The sequence below is a fragment of the Saccharothrix coeruleofusca genome (assembly GCF_017876325.1).
In the GTDB taxonomy this organism is placed as follows: Bacteria; Actinomycetota; Actinomycetes; order Mycobacteriales; family Pseudonocardiaceae; genus Actinosynnema; species Actinosynnema coeruleofuscum.
Genome location: NZ_JAGINV010000001.1, coordinates 1,575,110 through 1,592,601, shown reverse-complemented (window position 1 = coordinate 1,592,601; position 17,492 = coordinate 1,575,110). Strand labels below are relative to the sequence as shown.

Sequence of the window (17,492 nt, the reverse complement as noted above, 5' to 3'; positions counted from 1 at the left end):
CGAAACTTTTCGACGCCACGGAATTCCGCAGCGTGGCAGAAGGGTGGCGGTCGCATGTCCCGCCGATCTTGGACGCGTCCCCTCATCGCGATGGGGCTCGTCACGGCAGCAGCAGTGCTCTCCGCATGTGGATCGGCCGGTCCTGCCGGTCCGGCCGGCGGCGGGGTGAAGGTCTGGGCGCTGCAGGACCCCGTGCTCAACCCGATCGAGCAGAAGTCGCTTGACTCCTTCAAGGCCGCCGGTGACAACGGCTCCCTGGAGACCTTCGGCAACGACCCGTACAAGCAGAAGCTCCGGGTCGCCATCGGTTCCCCGAACGCGCCCGACGTGTTCTTCAACTGGGGCGGCGGCAACCTCAAGGAGTACGTCGACGCGGGCAAGATCGCCGATCTGACCCCCGTGCTCGACCAGAACCCCGAGCTGAAGAACGCGTTCATCCCCAGCGTGATGGACGGCGCGAAGATCGACGGCAAGCAGTACGGCATCCCCATGCGCGGCATGCAGCCCGTCCTGCTGTTCTTCAACAAGAAGGTCTTCGCCGACGCGGGCGTGCAGCCCCCGAAGACGTGGGACGACCTGCTGTCGCTGGTCGACACCTTCAAGAACAAGGGCGTCCAGCCGATCTCGCTGGCGGGCTCGCAGGCGTGGACCGAGCTGATGTGGGCGGAGTACCTGCTCGACCGCATCGGCGGCCCCGAGGTGTTCAAGGCCATCCGCGACAACGGCGCGGCGGGTTGGAAGCACCCGGCGGTGCTGGAGTCGCTGACCAAGCTGCGGGAGCTCATCGACCGCGGCGGCTTCGGCGACAACTTCGCCTCCGTGGGCTACGACGTGGGCGGCGCCTCGACGATCCTGGCGCAGGGCAAGGCCGCGATGCACCTGATGGGCTCCTGGGAGTTCGTCAACCAGCAGGACCAGAGCCCCGACTTCGTCAAGAACGGCGACCTGGGCTGGACCTCGTTCCCGTCCATCGCGGGCGGCAAGGGCGACCCGAGCAACGTGGTCGGCAACGCCAGCAACTACTACTCGGTGACCTCGGACTCCAAGCAGCTCGACGCCGCCAAGAAGTTCGTCTCCACCACGCTGCACGAGGACTCCTACGTGCAGGCGCTGGTCGACGCCGGTGACGTGCCCGCGGTGGTCGGCGTGGAGGACAAGCTGGCCAAGGCGCCCAACGCCGACTACACGACGTGGATCTACAACACCGTCAAGGAGGCCAAGCACTTCCAGCTGTCCTGGGACCAGGACCTGCCCGCCGACGACGCGACCTTCATGCTGACCCAGCTGCAGGAGCTGTTCCTGAAGAAGGTCTCGCCGGAGCAGTTCGTCAACGCGGTGGCCGCGCGCTGATGCAGTCCCAACGACCGTCCAGCTGGTACGCCGTGCCCGCGTTCGCCTTCTTCGGGCTGTTCGCGGCACTGCCCATGGTGCTGGTGGTGTACCTGAGCTTCACCTCGTGGCAGGGCCTGGGCACGCCGACGTTCAACGGGGTGGCGAACTGGTCCAGGCTCATCTCCGATGGAGAAGCCCACGCGTCCATGGGGCGGACCTTGCTGCTCATGGTCGTGTCCTGGGCCGTCCAGACCCCGATCGCACTGCTGATCGGGGTCTGGGCGGCGGGCAAGCAGCGCTCCCGCGCGGTGCTCAGCTCCATCTTCTTCCTGCCGCTGCTGCTGTCCACCGCCGCGATCGCCCTGCTCTGGCAGGCGCTGCTGGACTCCAACTTCGGCATCTTCGCCGGGGGTCCGCAGTTCCTCGGCGACCCGGACATCGCCATCTACACCGTGGTGTTCGTGATCTCCTGGCAGTACATCCCGTTCCACACGCTGCTGTACCAGGGCGCAGCTCGGGGCATCCCGGCTTCGCTCTACGAGGCGGCGATCATCGACGGGGCGGGCAGGTTCGGCCGGTTCTTCAACATCACGCTGCCGCAGCTGCGCTACACCATCGTGACCTCGTCGATCCTGATGCTGGTCGGCTCGCTGACCACGTTCGACACGGTGCTGATCCTGACCCAGGGTGGCCCTGGCACCGCGAGCCGGATCATCCCGCTGCACATGTACATCACCGGCTTCAGCGGGTTCGAGATGGGCTACGCCAGCGCGATCGCCGTGCTGCTGGTGGTGCTGGGCACGGCGTTGTCGGTGATCGTCACGCGCGCCACGGGTTTCCGGGCGATGAGCAGCCAGCAGGAGGGTTCGTGAAGTCGCGCCCCAACTGGCCCGCCGGGCTGTTCGCCGTGGCGTGGCTGGTCATCGTCCTCGGGCCGCTGGTGTACGTGCTGACGGCGAGCCTGCGCAGCCGGGCGGACTACCTGACCGGCGGTACCCTCGCGGTGCCGGAGAACCCCACGCTGGACAACTACACGACGGTGCTGACCGGCGGGTTCGCGCAGTACCTGCTCAACAACGTCATCGTCACCGTGGCGACGGTGGCCATCGTGGTGCTGGTCGGCGTGCCGTGCGCGTACGCGGTGGTGCGCGGCACGGGCCGGTTCGTGCAGCGGGGGTTCACCCTGCTGCTGGCAGGCCTGGCCATCCCCGCGCAGGCCGCCATCATCCCGGTGTACCTGCTGATCACCCGGATGCACCTGTACGACACCCTCACCGCGATCATCCTGCCCACGGCGGCGTTCGCGCTTCCGGTGGCCACGCTGGTGCTCACCAACAGCCTGCGCGACGTGCCGCGCGAGCTGTACGAGGCGCAGGCGATCGACGGAGCGGGTTCGTTCCGCGTGCTGGTGAGCCTGGTCCTGCCGCTGGCCAGGCCGGCGATCATGACCGTGGTGGTCTACACGGCGCTGAACGCGTGGAACGGCTTCCTGTTCCCGCTGGTGCTCACGCAGTCGCAGTCCAGCCGCGTGCTCACCCTGGGCCTGTGGAACTTCCAGGGCCAGTTCGGCACCAACATCCCGGCGCTGATGGCCGCGGTGACGCTGTCCGTGCTGCCGATCTTCGTGGTCTACCTGATCGGCCGCCGGTTCCTGCTCAGCGGTCTGACCGCGGGCTTCGGCAAGTAGTCCTGCCCGTCCGGAGCGGGTCCTCGGGGTGCTCCCCCGCGGACCCGCTCCGGCGTTTCCGGGGTAGTCGGAACCCGATTGGTCCAGACCGAACCGGGTCACCCGATCGTGTGAGCGCTCTCCTCGTTGACACGCCACGCGAATGTTGCCGATAGTTTCATGGTCATTAACGATTGTTTTCGACTTCGCGCAGTGCCGATTCATGCCAGAGAACCACAGGAGAGCATCGCGGCTGGGGGTCAGAAGTGCACCTCGCTGCCGTAGACTGCGCCCATGCCGACCAAAGCCGACCCGTCCTCCCCGGATGGCACCGCACCGGGCAAGATCACCATCGCGGATATCGCGGCCGAGGCCGGGGTTTCGGTACCGACAGTTTCGAAGGTGATGAACGGTCGGGCGGACGTCGCCCCGCACACCCGCGAGCGCGTCGAGGCCATCATCCGCAGGCACGGCTACCAGCGGCGGGCCGACGAGCGGTCACGGCGCTCCAACCTGGTGGAGCTGATGTTCCACGAGCTGGAGAGCGCGTGGGCGCTGGAGATCATCCGGGGCGCCGAGCAGGTGGCCGCCGACAACGGCCTGGCGCTGGTGCTCTCCGAGTCCCAGGGGCGGCTGACCCCCGGCCACGGCTGGCTTGAGGGCGTCATCGCGCGCAAACCGCTGGCGGTCATCTCGGTCTTCTCCGACCTCACCGGCCAGCAACTGGCCAAGCTGCGCGCCCGCGACATCCCGGTCGTGGTGGTCGACCCGATCGGCGAGCCCGACCTGGACACCCCGTCGATCGGCGCGACCAACTGGAACGGCGGGCTGACCGCCACCCGGCACCTGATCGAGCTGGGGCACACCAGGATCGCCATGATCGGCGGGCCTGAGCGCGTGCTGTGCAGCCGGGCGCGGGTCGACGGCTACCGCGCCGCGCTGGAGACCGCGGGGCTTCAGGTCGACCCGGACCTGATCCGCTACGGCGACTTCCACGTCGCCTCCGGGCACCGCCAGTTCGCACCGCTGCTGGACGGCCCGAACCGGCCCACCGCGGTGTTCGCGGGCAGCGACCTGCAGGCGCTGGGCGTCTACGAAGCCGCGCGCGCCGCCGGGCTGCGGGTGCCCGAGGACCTGAGCATCATCGGCTTCGACGACCTGCCCGTCGCCCAGTGGGTGGGCCCGCCGCTGACCACGATCCGCCAGCCCTTGCAGGACATGGCAGCGGCGGGCACCCGTCTCGCCATCACGCTGGCACGGGGCGAGGAGCCCGAACACCGCCGAATCGAGCTCGCCACCTCGTTGGTCGTGCGGCAGAGCACCGCACCGCCGCGCGGACGAGCCGTCTAGTGGTGATGCCCCGGCGGCTGGATGTAGACGCAGCCCGGTGCTTCAGCTGGAAGTGTGTGTCCTCCTCCGTCCTCCGTCCCGCTCTCCGCTGTCGACGTGCCGCCCGTCGCTGACCCGCTGTTCGCCGTCGAACCGCCGTCCGTTGTCGGAGCGCCGTCGGCTGCCGGAGCGCTGTTCGCCGTTGAAGCGCTGTCCGCTGCCGGGCTGCACCGCAGGTGGTGCAGCCCCAGTGACTCCAGCCCCAGCGTGCCGCTGAGGGCGAAGCCGTTGCCGAACCCGAAGTCGGGGTCGTCGCCGACCTCCCCGCTCGCCCGCGCGGCCTGCCAGGACTTCTGGAACTCGGCCAGCCGGTCGCGGTGGAACACCACCAGCCCCAACCGCTCGTAGGGCCCGACCTTGCAGGTCGCCCACTCGGCCACGTAGGGCGCGTAGAGCTTGGTGCGCAGCGGGCCGAGGAACTCGGCGAACTGCTCCATGGTGCGCTGCTCGGCCTGCGCGCACTCACCCGTCTTCTCCCGCAACCACTCCGCGATCTGCGTCGTCGTGGTCAGCGGCGGTCCCAGCGCGGTCGCGCCGAGGGTGGGGCCGGAGGTGGCGGAGCCGCCCGCCGAACAGGCGGCCGACCCCACCAGGAGCGCGGCCGCGGCCGCGCAACCCCCCAGCATCACGCCGACGCGCACAACGCTCCGTTCAGGGTGAACGAGGCGGGCTTGGCCGGGTTCCCGCCCGTCGTGCCGTTGAAGCCGAAGCTGACCGAGGACCCCGGCGCGATGTCGGCGTTCCAGGCCATGCCCTTCGCGGTGGCCCTGCCGCCCACCACGGCGACGTCGGCCGACCACGCGCTGCCCGCGATCCCCTCTCCGGAGGGCAGCTCCCAGCTCAACTGCCACGCCTTGACGGCGCTGGAGCCGGTGTTCTTGACCAACACGTTCGCGGTGAAGCCGCCGGACCACACGCTGGGCGTGGCGTAGGAGACCGCGCACTCGCCCGCCGTGCCCCCGCCACCCGCAGTGGTCACCGACACCGCTGCCGACGGCGGTGAGGTGTTGCCCGCCGCGTCCCGCGCCACCACGTAGAACTGGTAGGTGGTGCTCGGGGTCAACCCGGTGATCGTCGCGGAGGTCGTCGAACCCGAAGCCACCTGCACGTCGGTCGCGCCCGCCTCGCGGAACACCTGGTAGCCGGTGACGCCGACGTTGTCGGCGGACGGCGACCAGCTCAGCGCCACGGAGTCGGCCGACGCGGTCCCGGTGGGCGCGCCCGGCGCGGTGGGTGCCTGGCCGTCACCGCCGCTGCCGCCGGTGAAGATCACGTCCGAGCAGCTGTAGAACGCCTCGGGGCTGTCGGTGCGCTGCCAGATCGAGTAGATGATGTGCCTGCCGGTCTTGTTGGGCAGGGTGGCGTTCCAGGAGTACTCGCCGCTGCCCAGCGGCGGGTTGAGCACGCTGTTGAACGGCGCGGGCTCCAGGTCCGACCACTTCAGCGGCTTGGTGACGTCGAAGCCGTCCTTGGTGACGTACTGGTCCCAGGTGCCGGGGTGCGGGGCCCAGGCGTTGTAGCGGAAGGTGATCGGCGCGCCCGCCCGCAGCGTGGTGGTCGGCCAGTCGTCGCGGGCCAGGTTGTAGGCGTCGTACTTGGTGCTGGGCCCGCACAGGTCGCCGTCGGCGATGATCTCGCGGTGCTTGCCCGCCGCCTGGCTGATCAGGTTGCCGTACCAGTCCCACAGCGGCTGCTTGCCGCCGATCGCGACCGCGGCGACGCACGCCGGGTTGGTGGGGTTGAGGTCGCCACCCCCGCCCGCCCGGCCGTCCTCGTAGCAGGCGTAGGTCCGGCTGGCCGGGTAGGTCATGGACCCGTGGGCCATCGCGACCCCGCCATGGCCGAACACGGTGGTCACGCCGACGACGCCGAGTACGGCCGCGGCCAACGCCCCTAAGCGCTTGAGTCGCAACGTGTCTCCTTCAGATCCACGGTGATCTGGGAAATCTGGGAGCGCTCCCAGTTCCACACGATCGCACCCGTGCGCCACGACGTCAACAGCGTGTTTCGGCCAGGGCACGCCGGGTATCGATCCAGTCATGCGGATCGCGGTGGTCGGACAGGTCGCGCGGGACCTGGTGCTGGTCGTGCCGCACGTGCCCGACGCGGGCGGCTCGGCGCCGGTGCGGCAGCGACGCGAGATGCTCGGCGGCAAGGGCGCCAACATCGCCGTGTCGGCGGCGCAACTGGGCGCGTCGCCGGTGCTGGTGGGCGTGCTCGGCGACGACGAGGTGGCCGACCGGCTGGTCGAGCAGCTGACCGCGGACGGCATCGACACCTCCGCCCTGGTGCGCAGGCCCGACACCACCACCGGGCTGGTGGTGGACGTGGTGTGCGACGGGCGGTACCGGTACTTCGAGGACCTGCCCGAGTCGGTGCTGCTGGCGCCCGCGGACGTCTCCGCCGCGGCCGACGCGCTCGCCTCGGCCGACGCCGTGGTGGTGCAGCTCCAGCAGCCCGGTGAAGCCGCGCTGGTGGCCGCCCGCGCCGCGCGGGGACTGGTCGTGCTGGACGGCGTGCCCTCGGACCGCGTGGACGAACTGCTGGCCGCCGCCGACGTGCTGCGGGCCGACCACCAGGAAGCCGAACTGCTCACCGGGCACCCGGTGGACGGCGTGGACGCGGCGCTGCGCGCGGGGCGCGAACTGCTGGAACGCGGACCGTCCGTGGTGGCGCTGGAGGTCGGCGGAGAGGGCAACGCGTTCGTCTGGCGGGAGGGCGAGCTGTTCCTGCCGCTGGACGACGTCGAAGTGGTCGACACCAGCGGCGGCGGCGACGCGTTCGTGGCCGCGCTGACCGTCGCGCTCGTCGGCGGCGCGGACGTGCCCGAAGCGGCGCGGCGCGCGGTGACCGCGTCCGGCAAGACCGTGGACCACCCCGGTGGCCGCCCAGATCTGGCCCCCTCCCCTCGGGAGTCGAACGCCCAAGCCGTGTGAGTTCAACGCCCAGGTCGTGTGAGTTGAGCGTTCGGGCACGGTGAGTTGAGCGTTGGGGTTGGGTTATCCAGCAAAGCGGCGCTCGCGGGGGCCCCGCTGCGCGCGCGCCGGTGCGTGGGCAAGTACTACCCGAGGGGGCTGGGAGGGTCGGTAAGTACTGCCCGAGGTGGGTGAGGGCGGGGGGCGGGGTGTCCGAACGCTCGGTTCGTGGTGTCTGGACGCGCTACTCGCGTGGGGGGCGACACGCCCATGGTCGGGTGACACCGGGGGCGGGCGTGGTTGTTCTGAGCGTTGAACTCAGGGGTCCTGAGCGTTCGACTCGCGGGGGTCAGGTGGGCCAGTGGCGGAGGGTGGTGTCGAGGACGTCGAGGAGTCTGTCCCAGGAGGACTCGATCTCGCCGGAGTGGTCGAACCCGCCGGAGCGCTCCAGGCTCACGTAGCCGTGGAAAGCGCTGTGCAGCAGCCGCACGGCGTGCACCTGCTCGGACTCGGGCACCTCGTAGCCGCGCAGGATCGCCCGCGTCATCTCGGTGTGCCTGCGTCCCGCGCTGGCCGCCGCCGTCTCCGCGTCGAGCCGGAGTTGACCCGCGGCGTACCGGCCGGGGTGCCGCTTCGCGTAGTCCCGGTAGGCGTTGGCGAAGGCCACCAGCGCCTGCTTGCCCGACCGGCCCGCCACCGCGTCGGCGGCCCGGTCGGCGAGTTCGGCCAGTGCCAGCAGCGCCACCCGGACCCGCAACTCCTGCGCGTTCCTGATGTGCGAGTACAGGCTCGCGTCCTTGACGCCGAACCGGCGCGCGAGCGCTGAGACGGTCACGTTCTCGAAGCCGACCTCGTCGGCCAGCTCCGCCGCGGCCGTGGTCAGCCGCTCGGCGGTCATCCCCACCCGTGCCATGTGTCCCCCTTCACTCTGCCTAGAGATAATAGTCATTTGCCTAATGCCTCTAGGAAACCTACCGTCGTACCCGTGAAACCAGTGACCGAGCGTGACATCCGCGCCTCCTTCATCAATTGCACCAAGGGCGAGGCGAAGCGGCTGGCCGTGCCCAAGGACCTGGCCGGGCGGCCGTGGGAGGACTTGGACTTCCTGGGCTGGCAGGACCCCTCCTCGACGGAGCGCGCCTACCTGATCACCGAGTCCGGCGACGGGTTCGTGGCGGTCGCGCTGCGCCGGGCGACGCCGGCGGCCGGGCAGGCGCGGCGCAACATGTGCTCGTTGTGCCTGACCACGCACACCGGCGGAGGTGTCTCGCTGATGACCGCGCGCAAGGCCGGGCGCGGCGGGCAGGCGGGCAACTCGGTGGGCGCCTACATGTGCTCCGACCTGGCCTGTTCGCTCTACTTGCGCGGGAAGAAGGACGCAGGCCCCGGCAGCAGGCTCCACGAGTCGCTGTCGCTGGAGGAGAAGGTCGAGCGCACCACCGCCAACCTCGCCGGGTTCCTGGCCAGGGTGGCCGGATGACCGACGGGGCGCGTGAACCCCGTATGGACGAACCCGGCTGCGTTCCGTAACCTGTCCGAGACCCGAGGACGTAACCCATTCGGGCTACACCCGGCACGAGGAGGATTGCGCGAACGTGGCGTCGCACCCCGCAAGGCGCAGCGTCCGCGCGGCACTGGCGGCCACCACGGCCGCCGCCGCGCTGGTCGCCGGACCACTGCCCCACGCCGCGGCCGATCCCGTGCCGCCCAACGCGTCGGACGCGCTGAAGAAGTACAACGAGCTCTCCACCGAGGCGGAGAAGCTCAACGAGGAGCACCTGCGGGCGCAGGAGGACCTCAAGGCCAAGCAGGGCGAGCTGGACCAGGCCAACCGCGACCTGCAGCAGGCCAGGCAGGCGCAGGACGCGCTGCGCGGCGAGGTGGACCTGCTGACCGAGGCGTCCTTCGAGGGCGCCCGGTTCAGCCAGCTGTCCGCGCTGCTGGTCAGCGACTCCCAGCAGGACTTCCTCGACCGGATGAGCGCGCTGGGCGTGCTGGCCGCCGACAACGCCGCGGCGCTGGACGGGCTCGGCCAGGCCGTCGACAAGGCCGACGACGCGCAGCGCCGGGCCACCGAGGCCACCGCCGCGGCGACCAAGCTGGTCGACGAGATCGCGGGGCGCAAGAGCGAGCTGGACAAGCAGGTGGGCGAGGCCCGCGAGCAGTACCGGTCGCTCAGTGCGGCCGACCGGGCGGCGCTGAGCGACCTGGGCGACACCAGCGCCATCCAGGTCCCCGCGGGCACCGCGGGCAAGGCGCTGCAGTTCGCCCTCCAGCAGCGCGGGAAGCCCTACGTCTACGGCTCCAACGGCCCCGACTCGTGGGACTGCTCCAGCCTCATGCAGGCCGCCTACCGCTTCGCGGGCGTGTCGATCCCGCGCACCACCTACGGTCAGGCCACCATCGGCCGCGCCGTGGGGCGCAACGAGGTCAAGGCGGGCGACCTGGTCATCTACTACTCCAGCCAGTCGCACGTGGCGATGGCGATCGACGGCATCCGGGCGGTGCACGCCTCCACCGAGGGCGTGCCGGTCAAGATCGCCGACATCGACTCGATCGGCCCGGTCAGCGTCATCCGCCGGGTCGAGGGCTGATCGGGGAACGAGGCTTAGAACCACCTCGTCGGGGGGTACACCGCGCCGGTAGGCAAGATCCCCGAGGAGGAGGCGGCCGTGGCGGTCGACGTCGTTGACCTGATCATGCAGGACCACCGCGAGGTGGAGCGGCTGTTCGCTGAGCTGAAGAACCACCCCGAGAAGCGACCGCTGCTGGTGCCCGTGCTGGCGGCCGTGCTGACCGCGCACAGCCGCGCCGAGGAGGCCGAGGTCTACCCGGTGGCGCGGGACGAGGCGGGCGAGATCGACGAGGTCGCCCACAGCCAGGAGGAGCACGTCGAGGCCGAGCAGCTGCTGGCCCGGCTGGCGGCCGCCGACCCGTCGTCGCCGGAGTTCGAGAGCCTGCTCGACGAGGTGGTCGAGTCGGTCACCCACCACGTCGAGGAGGAGGAGTCCTCGGTGCTGCCGGGGATGCGGGAGAAGCTGTCCGCGCGGCGCAGGCTGGAGCTGGGCGAGGCGTTCGCCGCCAGCCGCGCCCGGCACCTGGGCGAGATGCCCGGCGAGGCCACCAAGGAGGAGCTGCTCGCGCAGGCGCGCAACGCGGGCCTGACCGGGGTCGCGGGCAAGAGCAAGCAGGAGTTGACCGAGGAGCTGAAGTCCGCGGCCTCTTCCTGAGCTGTCGCCACCCCTGGTCGCGATCACGCTCGGGTCGGGCACGGCCTCGGCGTCCGCGACCAGGGGTGCTCGCCGGAATCCCGCAGGACTTCAGGAACTCTGCTCCATCACCAGGATCGCGCCGTTGGGCGTGTCGGTGTTGGAGCGCAGCGAGCTGCACACCACGCGCACGGTGACCTCGCGCCCCTTGCGGTTGACCGCGGCCATCTTCATCTCGGTCAGGTACGCCGCGTCGGTCAGCGCGTTGCGCACCACCGGGCGCAGATCGGCGACCGGCAGGCCGATGTCGAGGTTGAGCAGGTGCTCGCCCTCGGCTTCGTCGCGGCGCACCCCCCACAGCTCCTCGGCGCCCCGGTTCCACGCCAGCACGCGCATCTGCAGGTCCAGCACCACCACGCCGGGGCGCAGCGAGGTGAGGATCGACTCCAGGAAGTCGTTGACCTGGTCCAGTTCCAGGGTGCGCTCGCGCAGCGTGTCGTTGATCGTCTGGAGCTCGTCGTTGGTGGACTGCAGCTCCTCGTTCATCGTCTCCAGCTCTTCGTTGGTGGACTGGAGCTCCTCGTTGGTCGTCTCCAATTCCTCCACTGTGGACTGGAGTTCCTCGTTCGTGGTCTCCAGCTCCTCGTTGGTGGACTGCAGCTCCTCGTAGGCCGATTCGAGCTGGCGGTTGGCGTACTCCAGGTCCTCCAGCAACCGGCGGGCCGAGGTCACGTCGTGGAAGACCACCGACACGCCGATGAGCGTGTTGTCACCGGTGACCAGCGGGTTGATGTGCACCTCGAACCACAGCGACTCCCCTGCGGCGCGCGACCACTCGACCTCCTTGACGCGCAGCGCGCGCCGTTCCAGGCGAGCCTGCTCGACGTAGCCGCGCAGCTCCACCGGCCGGTAGGACAGGTCCAGGTCGCGCAGGGGCCTGCCGATGTCCTTGGCGCTCAGCCCGAACATCGCCTGGGCCTGCTGGTTGACCAGCGCTACCACGTCCTCCGCGCTGACCACCACCTGGGCCACCGGGCTGGCGGAGAACGCGTACTCCCGCAGCTGGTCCAGCCCGCCCAAGTCGATCCGCCGGTCCTGCACGTAGCTCTGGGTCACGAAGTGGGCGGTTCCCCCCACACCGCTGAGGGCCTTGCGGAACAGGCGGTGCTTGAGGTCCACCGGGTCGAAGATGCGGCTGTGGCTGAGCAGCATCTCCGCCTTGCCCAGGAACAGCACGCCCCTGGGCATGAGGGCGAAGTGGAACCGGCCCAGCACCTTGGCCTGCGTCTCCTGGTTGAAGTACATCAGCGTGTTGCGGCACACCAGCAGGTCGATCCGCGAGATCGGCGCGTCCTGCACCAGGTCGTTGCGGCCGAAGATGACCGACCGGCGCAGGTCCTTGCGGAAGGCGTAGCGCCCGTTCTGGGGCTCGAAGTACTTGGCCACCAGCTCCGCGGGCACGTTCTGCAGCTCGCGCTCGCCGTAGAGCGCGTGCCGGGCGTGGGTGAGCGCCTCGTCGTCGACGTCGGTGGCGTAGATCTTCACCCGCTGCCGGAACCGCTCCGGTCCCACCGCCTCGGCCAGCACCATGGCCAGGCTGTACGCCTCCTCCCCGGACGCGCAGCCCGCGCTCCACACCCGGATCGGGTCGTCCGGGCCGCGCTCGGCCAGCAGGGTCGTCACCACGTCCTCGCGCAGGAAGTCCCACGCCTCGGCGTCCCGGAAGAACCCGGTGACGTTGATCAGGATGGTGTTGAACAGCGAGTTGAACTCGTCGGCGTTGACCTGCAACTGGTCGATGTAGTCGGGGTAGTTGTCGATGCCGACCTGCGTCATCCGGTGGCGCACCCGCCGCATGAGGCTGGTGCGCTTGTAGCCGGTGAAGTCGAAGCCCCGGCTCTCTTTGAGGTAGCGGAGGACTTCCTCGAAGTCGTCGTCCGGTGCCAGGCGTTCGCTCACGGCCCGCAACGCTACCCGGATTCCCGACGGCCGCTCGACCGCCTAACCGTCCAGGACCGCCCAGACCACCTTGCCGCCCCCCGGCCACGGCGAGTAGCCCCAGAACCGGCTGACCGCCTCGACCAGCTGGATGCCGCGCACGCCCGCCTCGGGGCCTGCGGCGACGCGCGCCGTGGGCGGGCTGTTCGAGCCGTCCCGCACCGCGATGACGAGCCGGTAGCCGCGCAGCTCCATCCGCAGGTTGGGCGCGGAACGCGCGTGCCGCAGGGCGTTGTCGACCAGCTCGGTGGCCACCAGCACCGCGTCGTCGGCCAGTTCGTGGACCTCCCAGCGCTCGCAGGTCGCCCGGACGAACTGCCGCGCCATCAGCGCGCTCGCGGGCGACTCGGGCAGCTCCACCTCGTCGCGCCTGCGGTGGGGCGGGTCCTCCACCACGGCCAGCGCCTCCTCCAGCGAGGCGAAGTGCGGGACGAACCGGCCCGCGCCGCCGCTGGCCAGGGCGTGGCGGTGCGTATCGGACTCCCCGACCAGCATGATCCGCACACCCGGCCACTCCGAGACGCGCATCCACACCGTGGAGAACACCGACATCACCGCGGGGGTGGCGAACTCGAAGTCCTCGCCGAGCCGCACGACCACCGCGGAGGGGCCGGTGACCGCGCACTTGAGCAGCCCGTCGCGCAGGGTGCGGTAGGTGGTCAGGTCGAGTCTGCCCTCCGGGCGGACCACCACCACGTTGTCGACCTCGGCCAGGTCGAGGGTCAGGCTCATCCGCTTCGCTCCGCGTTCGACTGCCTGTTGAACAACCCGCTGAGCAGGTGGTCGCGCAACACGTCGGCGGCGTCCTGCGCCTCCCGCTCGGTGTGCCCGTAGCGGTCGGCCAACCACCGGTTACCCCTGGCCTCGGCTTCCCTGCCCATGCGCTTGGCGAGCTTCACCTTCTCCTCCAGGGTTCGCAGAGCCGTCCACAGCGCCTTCTCCAGCGACACCGCCTGCGCGTCCAGCAGCGCTTCCGCGGTCCAGGCGTGGCCGACCTGGCAGCGGAAGCGCTTGTGCTCGGCGTCCAACTCGATCAGGGTGCCATGGCAGTCCGGGCAGCTGAAGTCCGAGGGCGTGCCCATCTCGTCCACCTCACCGGGGGTCGCACCCCCACCGCCGCCCGCCAGCCTGGCCTCCAACCGCAGCAGCTCGGGCATCCCGGCGTCACCGCCGGTCTCCACTTCCTGGAGGGCGTGCTCCCGCAGCAGGAACCCCATCTTGCCCACCGGCTGCACCTGCGCGTCCGGGACGTGGCGCAGCACGCTCTCGGGCATCCCCCGGTACAGCGCCTCCTCCGGGTCCTGGACGACCGCCAGGCCGCCGCGCGAGACGATGGCGACCACACCCGCCGTGCCGTCGTCGAGGGTGCCCGACAGGATCACGCCGATGGCGCCCGCGCCGCGCGCGACGGCGGCGGAGCGGAACAGGGCGTCGACCGCGGGCCGGTGGCCGTTCTCGGTGGGGCCGTGCGAGAGGCGGAACTCCCCGTCGACCACGAGCAGGTGGTGGTCCGGCGGGGCCACGTGCACCCGCCCCCTGACCACGGGCATTCCGTGACGTGCGCTGACGGCGGGCAGCGGACCGCTGCGGTCCAGGATGGCGGGCAGCGCGCTGGTGCCCCCGGCGGGCAGGTGCAGCACCACCGCGACCGCCGCGGGCAGGTCCGGAGGCAGGTTGGCGACGAACCCGCGCAGCGCTTCGACCCCGCCGGCCGACGCGCCGACGACGATCAGGTCTCTCGGCACGAGCGGCATCCGATCACCTCGCCCGGTGGTTACCCCGCGATGACGGGACGTACTCGTTAACATTTTCGTTTCAGAACCGATGCGAACAGGGCCGGTGGTGATTCCGTGGGCAGCGGCGAGCTGTGGAGTCCCGGCGCGGTGGCCAGGATGCTCGCCATCTCCCCCACCACGCTGCGGACCTGGGACCGGCGCTACGGCTTGGGGCCGAGCAGCAGGCAGGAGGGCAAGCACCGGCGGTACTCGCCCGAGGACGTGGCCCGGCTGCGCCGGATGCTCGCGCTGACCGGGCAGGGCGTGGCGCCCGCCGCCGCGGCAGCCATGGCGCTGGGCGACGCGCCCACCGCGCCACCGGACGAACCCGAGCGGGCAGAAGGCGCGAGCGCCGCGGAACGGCGCGGTTTCGCCCGCGCCGCGGAACGGCTGGACCTGCCGCTGATGGTCGAGCTGGCCGGGCAGCTCGTGCGGCGGCACGGCGTGGTGCGCGCCTGGGAGACCGCGCTGGCGCCCTACCTGGTGTCGCTGGGCGAGCGCACCGCGGCGCGGGAGGACGGGGTGGAGGTGGAGCACCTGGCGACCGCGAGCATCCTGCGCGCCCTGCACGCCGTGCCCGCCCCACCGGAGAACGGCAGGTTGCCCGCGCTGCTGGCGTGCGCACCGGAGGAGCAGCACTCGCTGCCCCTGGATGCGCTGGCCGCCGCGCTGGCCGAACGCGGCTGCGCCGCCCGCAACCTGGGCGCCAGGGTGCCACCGGAGGCGCTGCTGGGCGCTGCGGCGCTGCTCTCCCCCGCTGTCGTCGTGCTGTGGGCGCACGCCCCCCGGTACGCGGAGGCGGCCCCGGCGGAACGGTTGGCGGAACGCGGTCACAGCGTGGTGGTCGGAGGACCTGGTTGGGGGGCGCCTCCGCCGGGCATCCGGGTGATGCGGTCGCTCTCCGAAGCGGTCACCACCGTGCTCGAGTTGAACCGATTCTGAATCGAATTTAGGCTGGGCGAGCCAGCGGGTTCCCTCCGGACCGAGGACGTGGTCGCATGCCCGAACTGTCCCGACTGCCCCAGCCCACTGCCGAGTCCTGGGACTGGCAGCTGCGCGGCCTGTGCCGGGGGATGGACAGCGCGCTGTTCTTCCACACGCCGAACGAACGCGGCCCGGCACGACGCCAGCGCGAGGAACGGGCCAAGCAGGTGTGCGCTCACTGCCCGGTGCTGGCGCGGTGCCGAGAGCACGCGCTGGAGGTGGAGGAGACCTACGGGATCTGGGGCGGGCTGGGCGAGAGCGAGCTGCGCCGGTTGATCGCACGACAGCACCGGCGCGGCTGACGCCCCGTGATCAGTCCTGGCGGGCGCCCGCCTTGGGACGCCATTGGGTGTACCCGGCCCGCTCTGCCTCGGCGACCGAGTTGAAGGTGACATCGCCCTTCATGCGGCGGAAGTAGGGCGAGTCCGGCGTGTGGAAGATCATTGACTTGGAGCTGCCCTTGATCAGGACCGGTTCGGCGTCGGGAGCCGGGGCTGCCACGGGTGCGGCCTCCGCGACGGGCTCGGTCGCGACGGCGACCGGCTCGGCAGCAGCGGGCTCGGTACCAACGGCAGTGGACTCCGGTGCAGGCTCGACGGCGACCGGTTCGGCAGCAGCAGGCTCGACGGCAGCGGGCTCGACCGGTGCGGGAACCTCGACAACAGGCTCTGCGGCGGGCTCGGGAGCGGATTCCGCCACCACAGGCTCGGCAACAGCAGGCTCGACGGCAGCAGGCTCGACCGGTGCGGGAACCTCGACAACAGGCTCTACGGCGGGCTCGGGAGCGGATTCCGCCACCACAGGCTCGGCAACAGCAGGCTCGACGGCAGCGGGCTCGGCAACAGCGGGCTCGGCAACAGCGGACGCTGCCACAGGCTCGGGAGCAGGCTCGGCAACAGTGGTCTTGGCATCCCCGCCAACCACGGGTTCAGGGTCCACCGCAGGCGCGGGCGCGGGTTCCGCCACCGCGGCGATCGCCGGCGCCGCGACGGGGACATCGGTTCGGGGTTCCGCATCCTCGACGGGCGCGGGGTCGATCTTCGTGGCAGGCTCGACCTCCGAACCGGCCGGAGCGCTCCGGCGCTCCAACTCGGCGCGCAGCCCGCGGATGGTGCTCCGCAGGCGGAGCCAGGTCAGCAACGCACCGACGCCGAACGCGGCGGCGCACAAGACGAACACTTGGGCGAACAACCAGAACACCCCTACTCGTTGGCTCCGCTTACCGGCGGCGAGCACGTCGGTCAGCAGCCCGGCACCGGCCGTTGCCACCGGGGCCGACGACCCCGCTTCCACCGCTCCGGGCTGGGCCCGCAGGGTGGAAAGATACATTTCACCGGAGCAGGTGAATCATGCCGCCCTGCGCACCGCCTCCACCCGGCACCCGCACCGGCTGCACACCGGGTGCTCGTTGATCGGGATCTCCGCCAGCAGCCTGCGGGAATCGTCGAAGGTCGGCACCCGCAGCCCCGGCACGAGCAGGCTGTCGAGCACCTCCTGGTAGCGCCTGCCCCGTTCGCGTGAGCGCTGCACCGGGTCGCGCAGCCGCGCCCGCACCCGCTCCTTGGACGCCTCGCGGGCCCGGTTGCCCTCCTCGCCCAGCGGGACGGCGGGGCGGGGCTGGTTGAGCCGGGCGTTGCGGCGGTTGATCCGCCACCACCGCCCTAAAGTCATGCCCTCCACAGGGGGGCGCGCCCGCCGCGCGCCCCCCTCCCACCACGACCGCAGCCGCGCGCGGAGGAAGTCGTGCGCAACCTGGTCGCGATGCCTGGGAGCCCCCTGCCTGGCTCCGTCGGGCCTGCGGTCCACGGCCATGAGCAGGGCGTCGACGCTCCACCCCTCGGCGAACCACGGCGCCGCCACCTCACGCAGCGCACCGCGGTGGGCGTCGGCCCAGCCCGCCCGGAGGCAGAACGCCTCCACGGCCGTGTCGATCTCGTGGTCGGTTTCGGGGATGACACGGCCGGGCCACTGCCGCGGATCTAGTCGCACGCGCATCGCTTGGCTCCTTCCGAACACGTACCGAACACCCGTTCGAGATAGTGCCACTGACCACCGACAATTTCGGGATGCCAAGTTCTGCTTATATAAACCATCCCTTAAACGCGCTGGTCACGGCGATGTCGCGAAAACGCTGTTGTCACCCTGATGGCGGGTTCGCGCGATCCGGCTGCCCACCCGGCGAGCCCTGCGGGTTCGACTCGCGGAAGGGGTGATGTCGGCGGGG

General features: G+C 70.9%; 18 protein-coding genes. 10 read left to right on the top strand and 8 right to left on the bottom strand.

The window, feature by feature from the left end:
- Window positions 1-90: 90 nt before the first annotated feature.
- From JOF41_RS07575 to JOF41_RS07560, 4 genes are all read left to right on the top strand, one after another.
- Window positions 91-1,350, top strand: coding sequence for an extracellular solute-binding protein (locus JOF41_RS07575; protein ID WP_209617311.1), 1,260 nt, complete (start codon window positions 91-93; stop codon window positions 1,348-1,350).
- Entirely contained in the window at window positions 1,350-2,204 is an 855-nt protein-coding gene (locus JOF41_RS07570; protein WP_189226559.1) for a carbohydrate ABC transporter permease, read from the top strand. The genes JOF41_RS07575 and JOF41_RS07570 overlap by 1 nt, the downstream gene beginning before the upstream one ends.
- Window positions 2,201-3,019 (top strand): carbohydrate ABC transporter permease, encoded by an 819-nt coding sequence (locus JOF41_RS07565; protein ID WP_209617309.1) that lies wholly within the window; start codon window positions 2,201-2,203, stop codon window positions 3,017-3,019. Before JOF41_RS07570 ends, JOF41_RS07565 begins: the two co-directional genes overlap by 4 nt.
- Window positions 3,020-3,292: 273 nt before the next feature.
- The gene (locus JOF41_RS07560) at window positions 3,293-4,348 is read left to right on the top strand and encodes a LacI family DNA-binding transcriptional regulator (protein WP_189226557.1); all 1,056 of its coding nucleotides are present in this window, start codon (window positions 3,293-3,295) and stop codon (window positions 4,346-4,348) included.
- Here the strand turns inward: JOF41_RS07560 and JOF41_RS07555 are convergent.
- Both JOF41_RS07555 and JOF41_RS07550 read right to left on the bottom strand, forming a co-directional pair.
- Window positions 4,345-5,028: a hypothetical protein gene (locus JOF41_RS07555; protein WP_209617306.1), complete on the bottom strand. Its 684-nt coding sequence runs from the start codon at window positions 5,026-5,028 to the stop codon at window positions 4,345-4,347. The genes JOF41_RS07560 and JOF41_RS07555 overlap by 4 nt on opposite strands.
- On the bottom strand, window positions 5,013-6,299 hold the full coding sequence (locus tag JOF41_RS07550; RefSeq protein WP_209617303.1) for a lytic polysaccharide monooxygenase: 1,287 nt from the start codon (window positions 6,297-6,299) through the stop codon (window positions 5,013-5,015). The genes JOF41_RS07555 and JOF41_RS07550 overlap by 16 nt, the downstream gene beginning before the upstream one ends.
- A 127-nt stretch (window positions 6,300-6,426) precedes the next feature.
- Here JOF41_RS07550 and JOF41_RS07545 point away from each other — a divergent pair, with 127 nt between their 5' ends.
- Window positions 6,427-7,323, top strand: coding sequence for a PfkB family carbohydrate kinase (locus tag JOF41_RS07545; protein ID WP_229796188.1), 897 nt, complete (start codon window positions 6,427-6,429; stop codon window positions 7,321-7,323).
- A 328-nt stretch (window positions 7,324-7,651) separates the two neighbouring features.
- Here JOF41_RS07545 and JOF41_RS07540 read toward each other — a convergent pair whose 3' ends face one another.
- Window positions 7,652-8,215 (bottom strand): TetR/AcrR family transcriptional regulator, encoded by a 564-nt coding sequence (locus JOF41_RS07540; RefSeq protein ID WP_209617300.1) that lies wholly within the window; start codon window positions 8,213-8,215, stop codon window positions 7,652-7,654.
- A gap of 72 nt (window positions 8,216-8,287) precedes the next feature.
- On the opposite strand from JOF41_RS07540, the gene JOF41_RS07535 reads away from it, so the two are divergent.
- From JOF41_RS07535 to JOF41_RS07525, 3 genes are all read left to right on the top strand, one after another.
- Complete coding sequence (locus JOF41_RS07535) at window positions 8,288-8,782, top strand: FBP domain-containing protein (RefSeq protein ID WP_209617297.1); 495 nt, start codon at window positions 8,288-8,290, stop codon at window positions 8,780-8,782.
- A gap of 115 nt (window positions 8,783-8,897) precedes the next feature.
- Window positions 8,898-9,896 (top strand): C40 family peptidase, encoded by a 999-nt coding sequence (locus tag JOF41_RS07530; protein WP_189226553.1) that lies wholly within the window; start codon window positions 8,898-8,900, stop codon window positions 9,894-9,896.
- Window positions 9,897-9,974: 78 nt separating this feature from the next.
- Complete coding sequence (locus tag JOF41_RS07525) at window positions 9,975-10,532, top strand: hemerythrin domain-containing protein (protein ID WP_189226552.1); 558 nt, start codon at window positions 9,975-9,977, stop codon at window positions 10,530-10,532.
- 90 nt (window positions 10,533-10,622) lie between these two features.
- On the opposite strand, the gene JOF41_RS07520 is transcribed toward JOF41_RS07525, so the two are convergent.
- The 3 genes from JOF41_RS07520 to JOF41_RS07510 are packed head-to-tail and all read right to left on the bottom strand — an operon-like array spanning window position 10,623 to window position 14,263.
- A complete protein-coding gene (locus JOF41_RS07520) occupies window positions 10,623-12,470 on the bottom strand; it encodes a CheR family methyltransferase (protein WP_189226551.1) in 1,848 nt (615 codons plus the stop codon).
- A 42-nt stretch (window positions 12,471-12,512) separates the two neighbouring features.
- Window positions 12,513-13,241, bottom strand: a complete 729-nt coding sequence (locus tag JOF41_RS07515; RefSeq protein ID WP_189226550.1) for a hypothetical protein — start codon at window positions 13,239-13,241, stop codon at window positions 12,513-12,515.
- Entirely contained in the window at window positions 13,238-14,263 is a 1,026-nt protein-coding gene (locus JOF41_RS07510) for a chemotaxis protein CheB (RefSeq protein WP_189226549.1), read from the bottom strand. The genes JOF41_RS07515 and JOF41_RS07510 overlap by 4 nt, the downstream gene beginning before the upstream one ends.
- A gap of 96 nt (window positions 14,264-14,359) precedes the next feature.
- Between JOF41_RS07510 and JOF41_RS07505 the strand changes: the two genes are divergently transcribed.
- Both JOF41_RS07505 and JOF41_RS07500 read left to right on the top strand, forming a co-directional pair.
- Complete coding sequence (locus JOF41_RS07505) at window positions 14,360-15,226, top strand: MerR family transcriptional regulator (RefSeq protein ID WP_209617295.1); 867 nt, start codon at window positions 14,360-14,362, stop codon at window positions 15,224-15,226.
- Window positions 15,227-15,282: 56 nt separating this feature from the next.
- Entirely contained in the window at window positions 15,283-15,570 is a 288-nt protein-coding gene (locus tag JOF41_RS07500; RefSeq protein WP_189226547.1) for a WhiB family transcriptional regulator, read from the top strand.
- A 10-nt stretch (window positions 15,571-15,580) separates the two neighbouring features.
- Here JOF41_RS07500 and JOF41_RS07495 read toward each other — a convergent pair whose 3' ends face one another.
- Together JOF41_RS07495 and JOF41_RS07490 are read right to left on the bottom strand one after the other, a co-directional pair.
- The gene (locus tag JOF41_RS07495; RefSeq protein ID WP_209617293.1) at window positions 15,581-16,597 is read right to left on the bottom strand and encodes a LapA family protein; all 1,017 of its coding nucleotides are present in this window, start codon (window positions 16,595-16,597) and stop codon (window positions 15,581-15,583) included.
- Between the two features lie 18 nt (window positions 16,598-16,615).
- Window positions 16,616-17,263 carry a hypothetical protein gene (locus JOF41_RS07490; RefSeq protein WP_189225921.1) on the bottom strand — a complete coding sequence of 216 codons (648 nt, stop codon included), beginning with the start codon at window positions 17,261-17,263 and terminating at the stop codon, window positions 16,616-16,618.
- Window positions 17,264-17,492 lie beyond the last annotated feature (229 nt).

What these genes read in the sequence shown, in the direction of transcription:
- JOF41_RS07545 (WP_229796188.1), top strand. Translation starts at nt 6,427, where the DNA reads ATGCGGATCGCGGTGGTCGGACAGGTCGCGCGGGACCTGGTGCTGGTC.
- JOF41_RS07540 (WP_209617300.1), bottom strand. Translation starts at nt 8,215, where the DNA reads ATGGCACGGGTGGGGATGACCGCCGAGCGGCTGACCACGGCCGCGGCG.
- JOF41_RS07500 (WP_189226547.1), top strand. Translation starts at nt 15,283, where the DNA reads ATGCCCGAACTGTCCCGACTGCCCCAGCCCACTGCCGAGTCCTGGGAC.
- JOF41_RS07515 (WP_189226550.1), bottom strand. Translation starts at nt 13,241, where the DNA reads ATGAGCCTGACCCTCGACCTGGCCGAGGTCGACAACGTGGTGGTGGTC.
- JOF41_RS07570 (WP_189226559.1), top strand. Translation starts at nt 1,350, where the DNA reads ATGCAGTCCCAACGACCGTCCAGCTGGTACGCCGTGCCCGCGTTCGCC.
- JOF41_RS07510 (WP_189226549.1), bottom strand. Translation starts at nt 14,263, where the DNA reads ATGCCGCTCGTGCCGAGAGACCTGATCGTCGTCGGCGCGTCGGCCGGC.
- JOF41_RS07495 (WP_209617293.1), bottom strand. Translation starts at nt 16,597, where the DNA reads ATGTATCTTTCCACCCTGCGGGCCCAGCCCGGAGCGGTGGAAGCGGGG.
- JOF41_RS07490 (WP_189225921.1), bottom strand. Translation starts at nt 17,263, where the DNA reads ATGCGCGTGCGACTAGATCCGCGGCAGTGGCCCGGCCGTGTCATCCCC.
- JOF41_RS07575 (WP_209617311.1), top strand. Translation starts at nt 91, where the DNA reads ATGGGGCTCGTCACGGCAGCAGCAGTGCTCTCCGCATGTGGATCGGCC.
- JOF41_RS07560 (WP_189226557.1), top strand. Translation starts at nt 3,293, where the DNA reads ATGCCGACCAAAGCCGACCCGTCCTCCCCGGATGGCACCGCACCGGGC.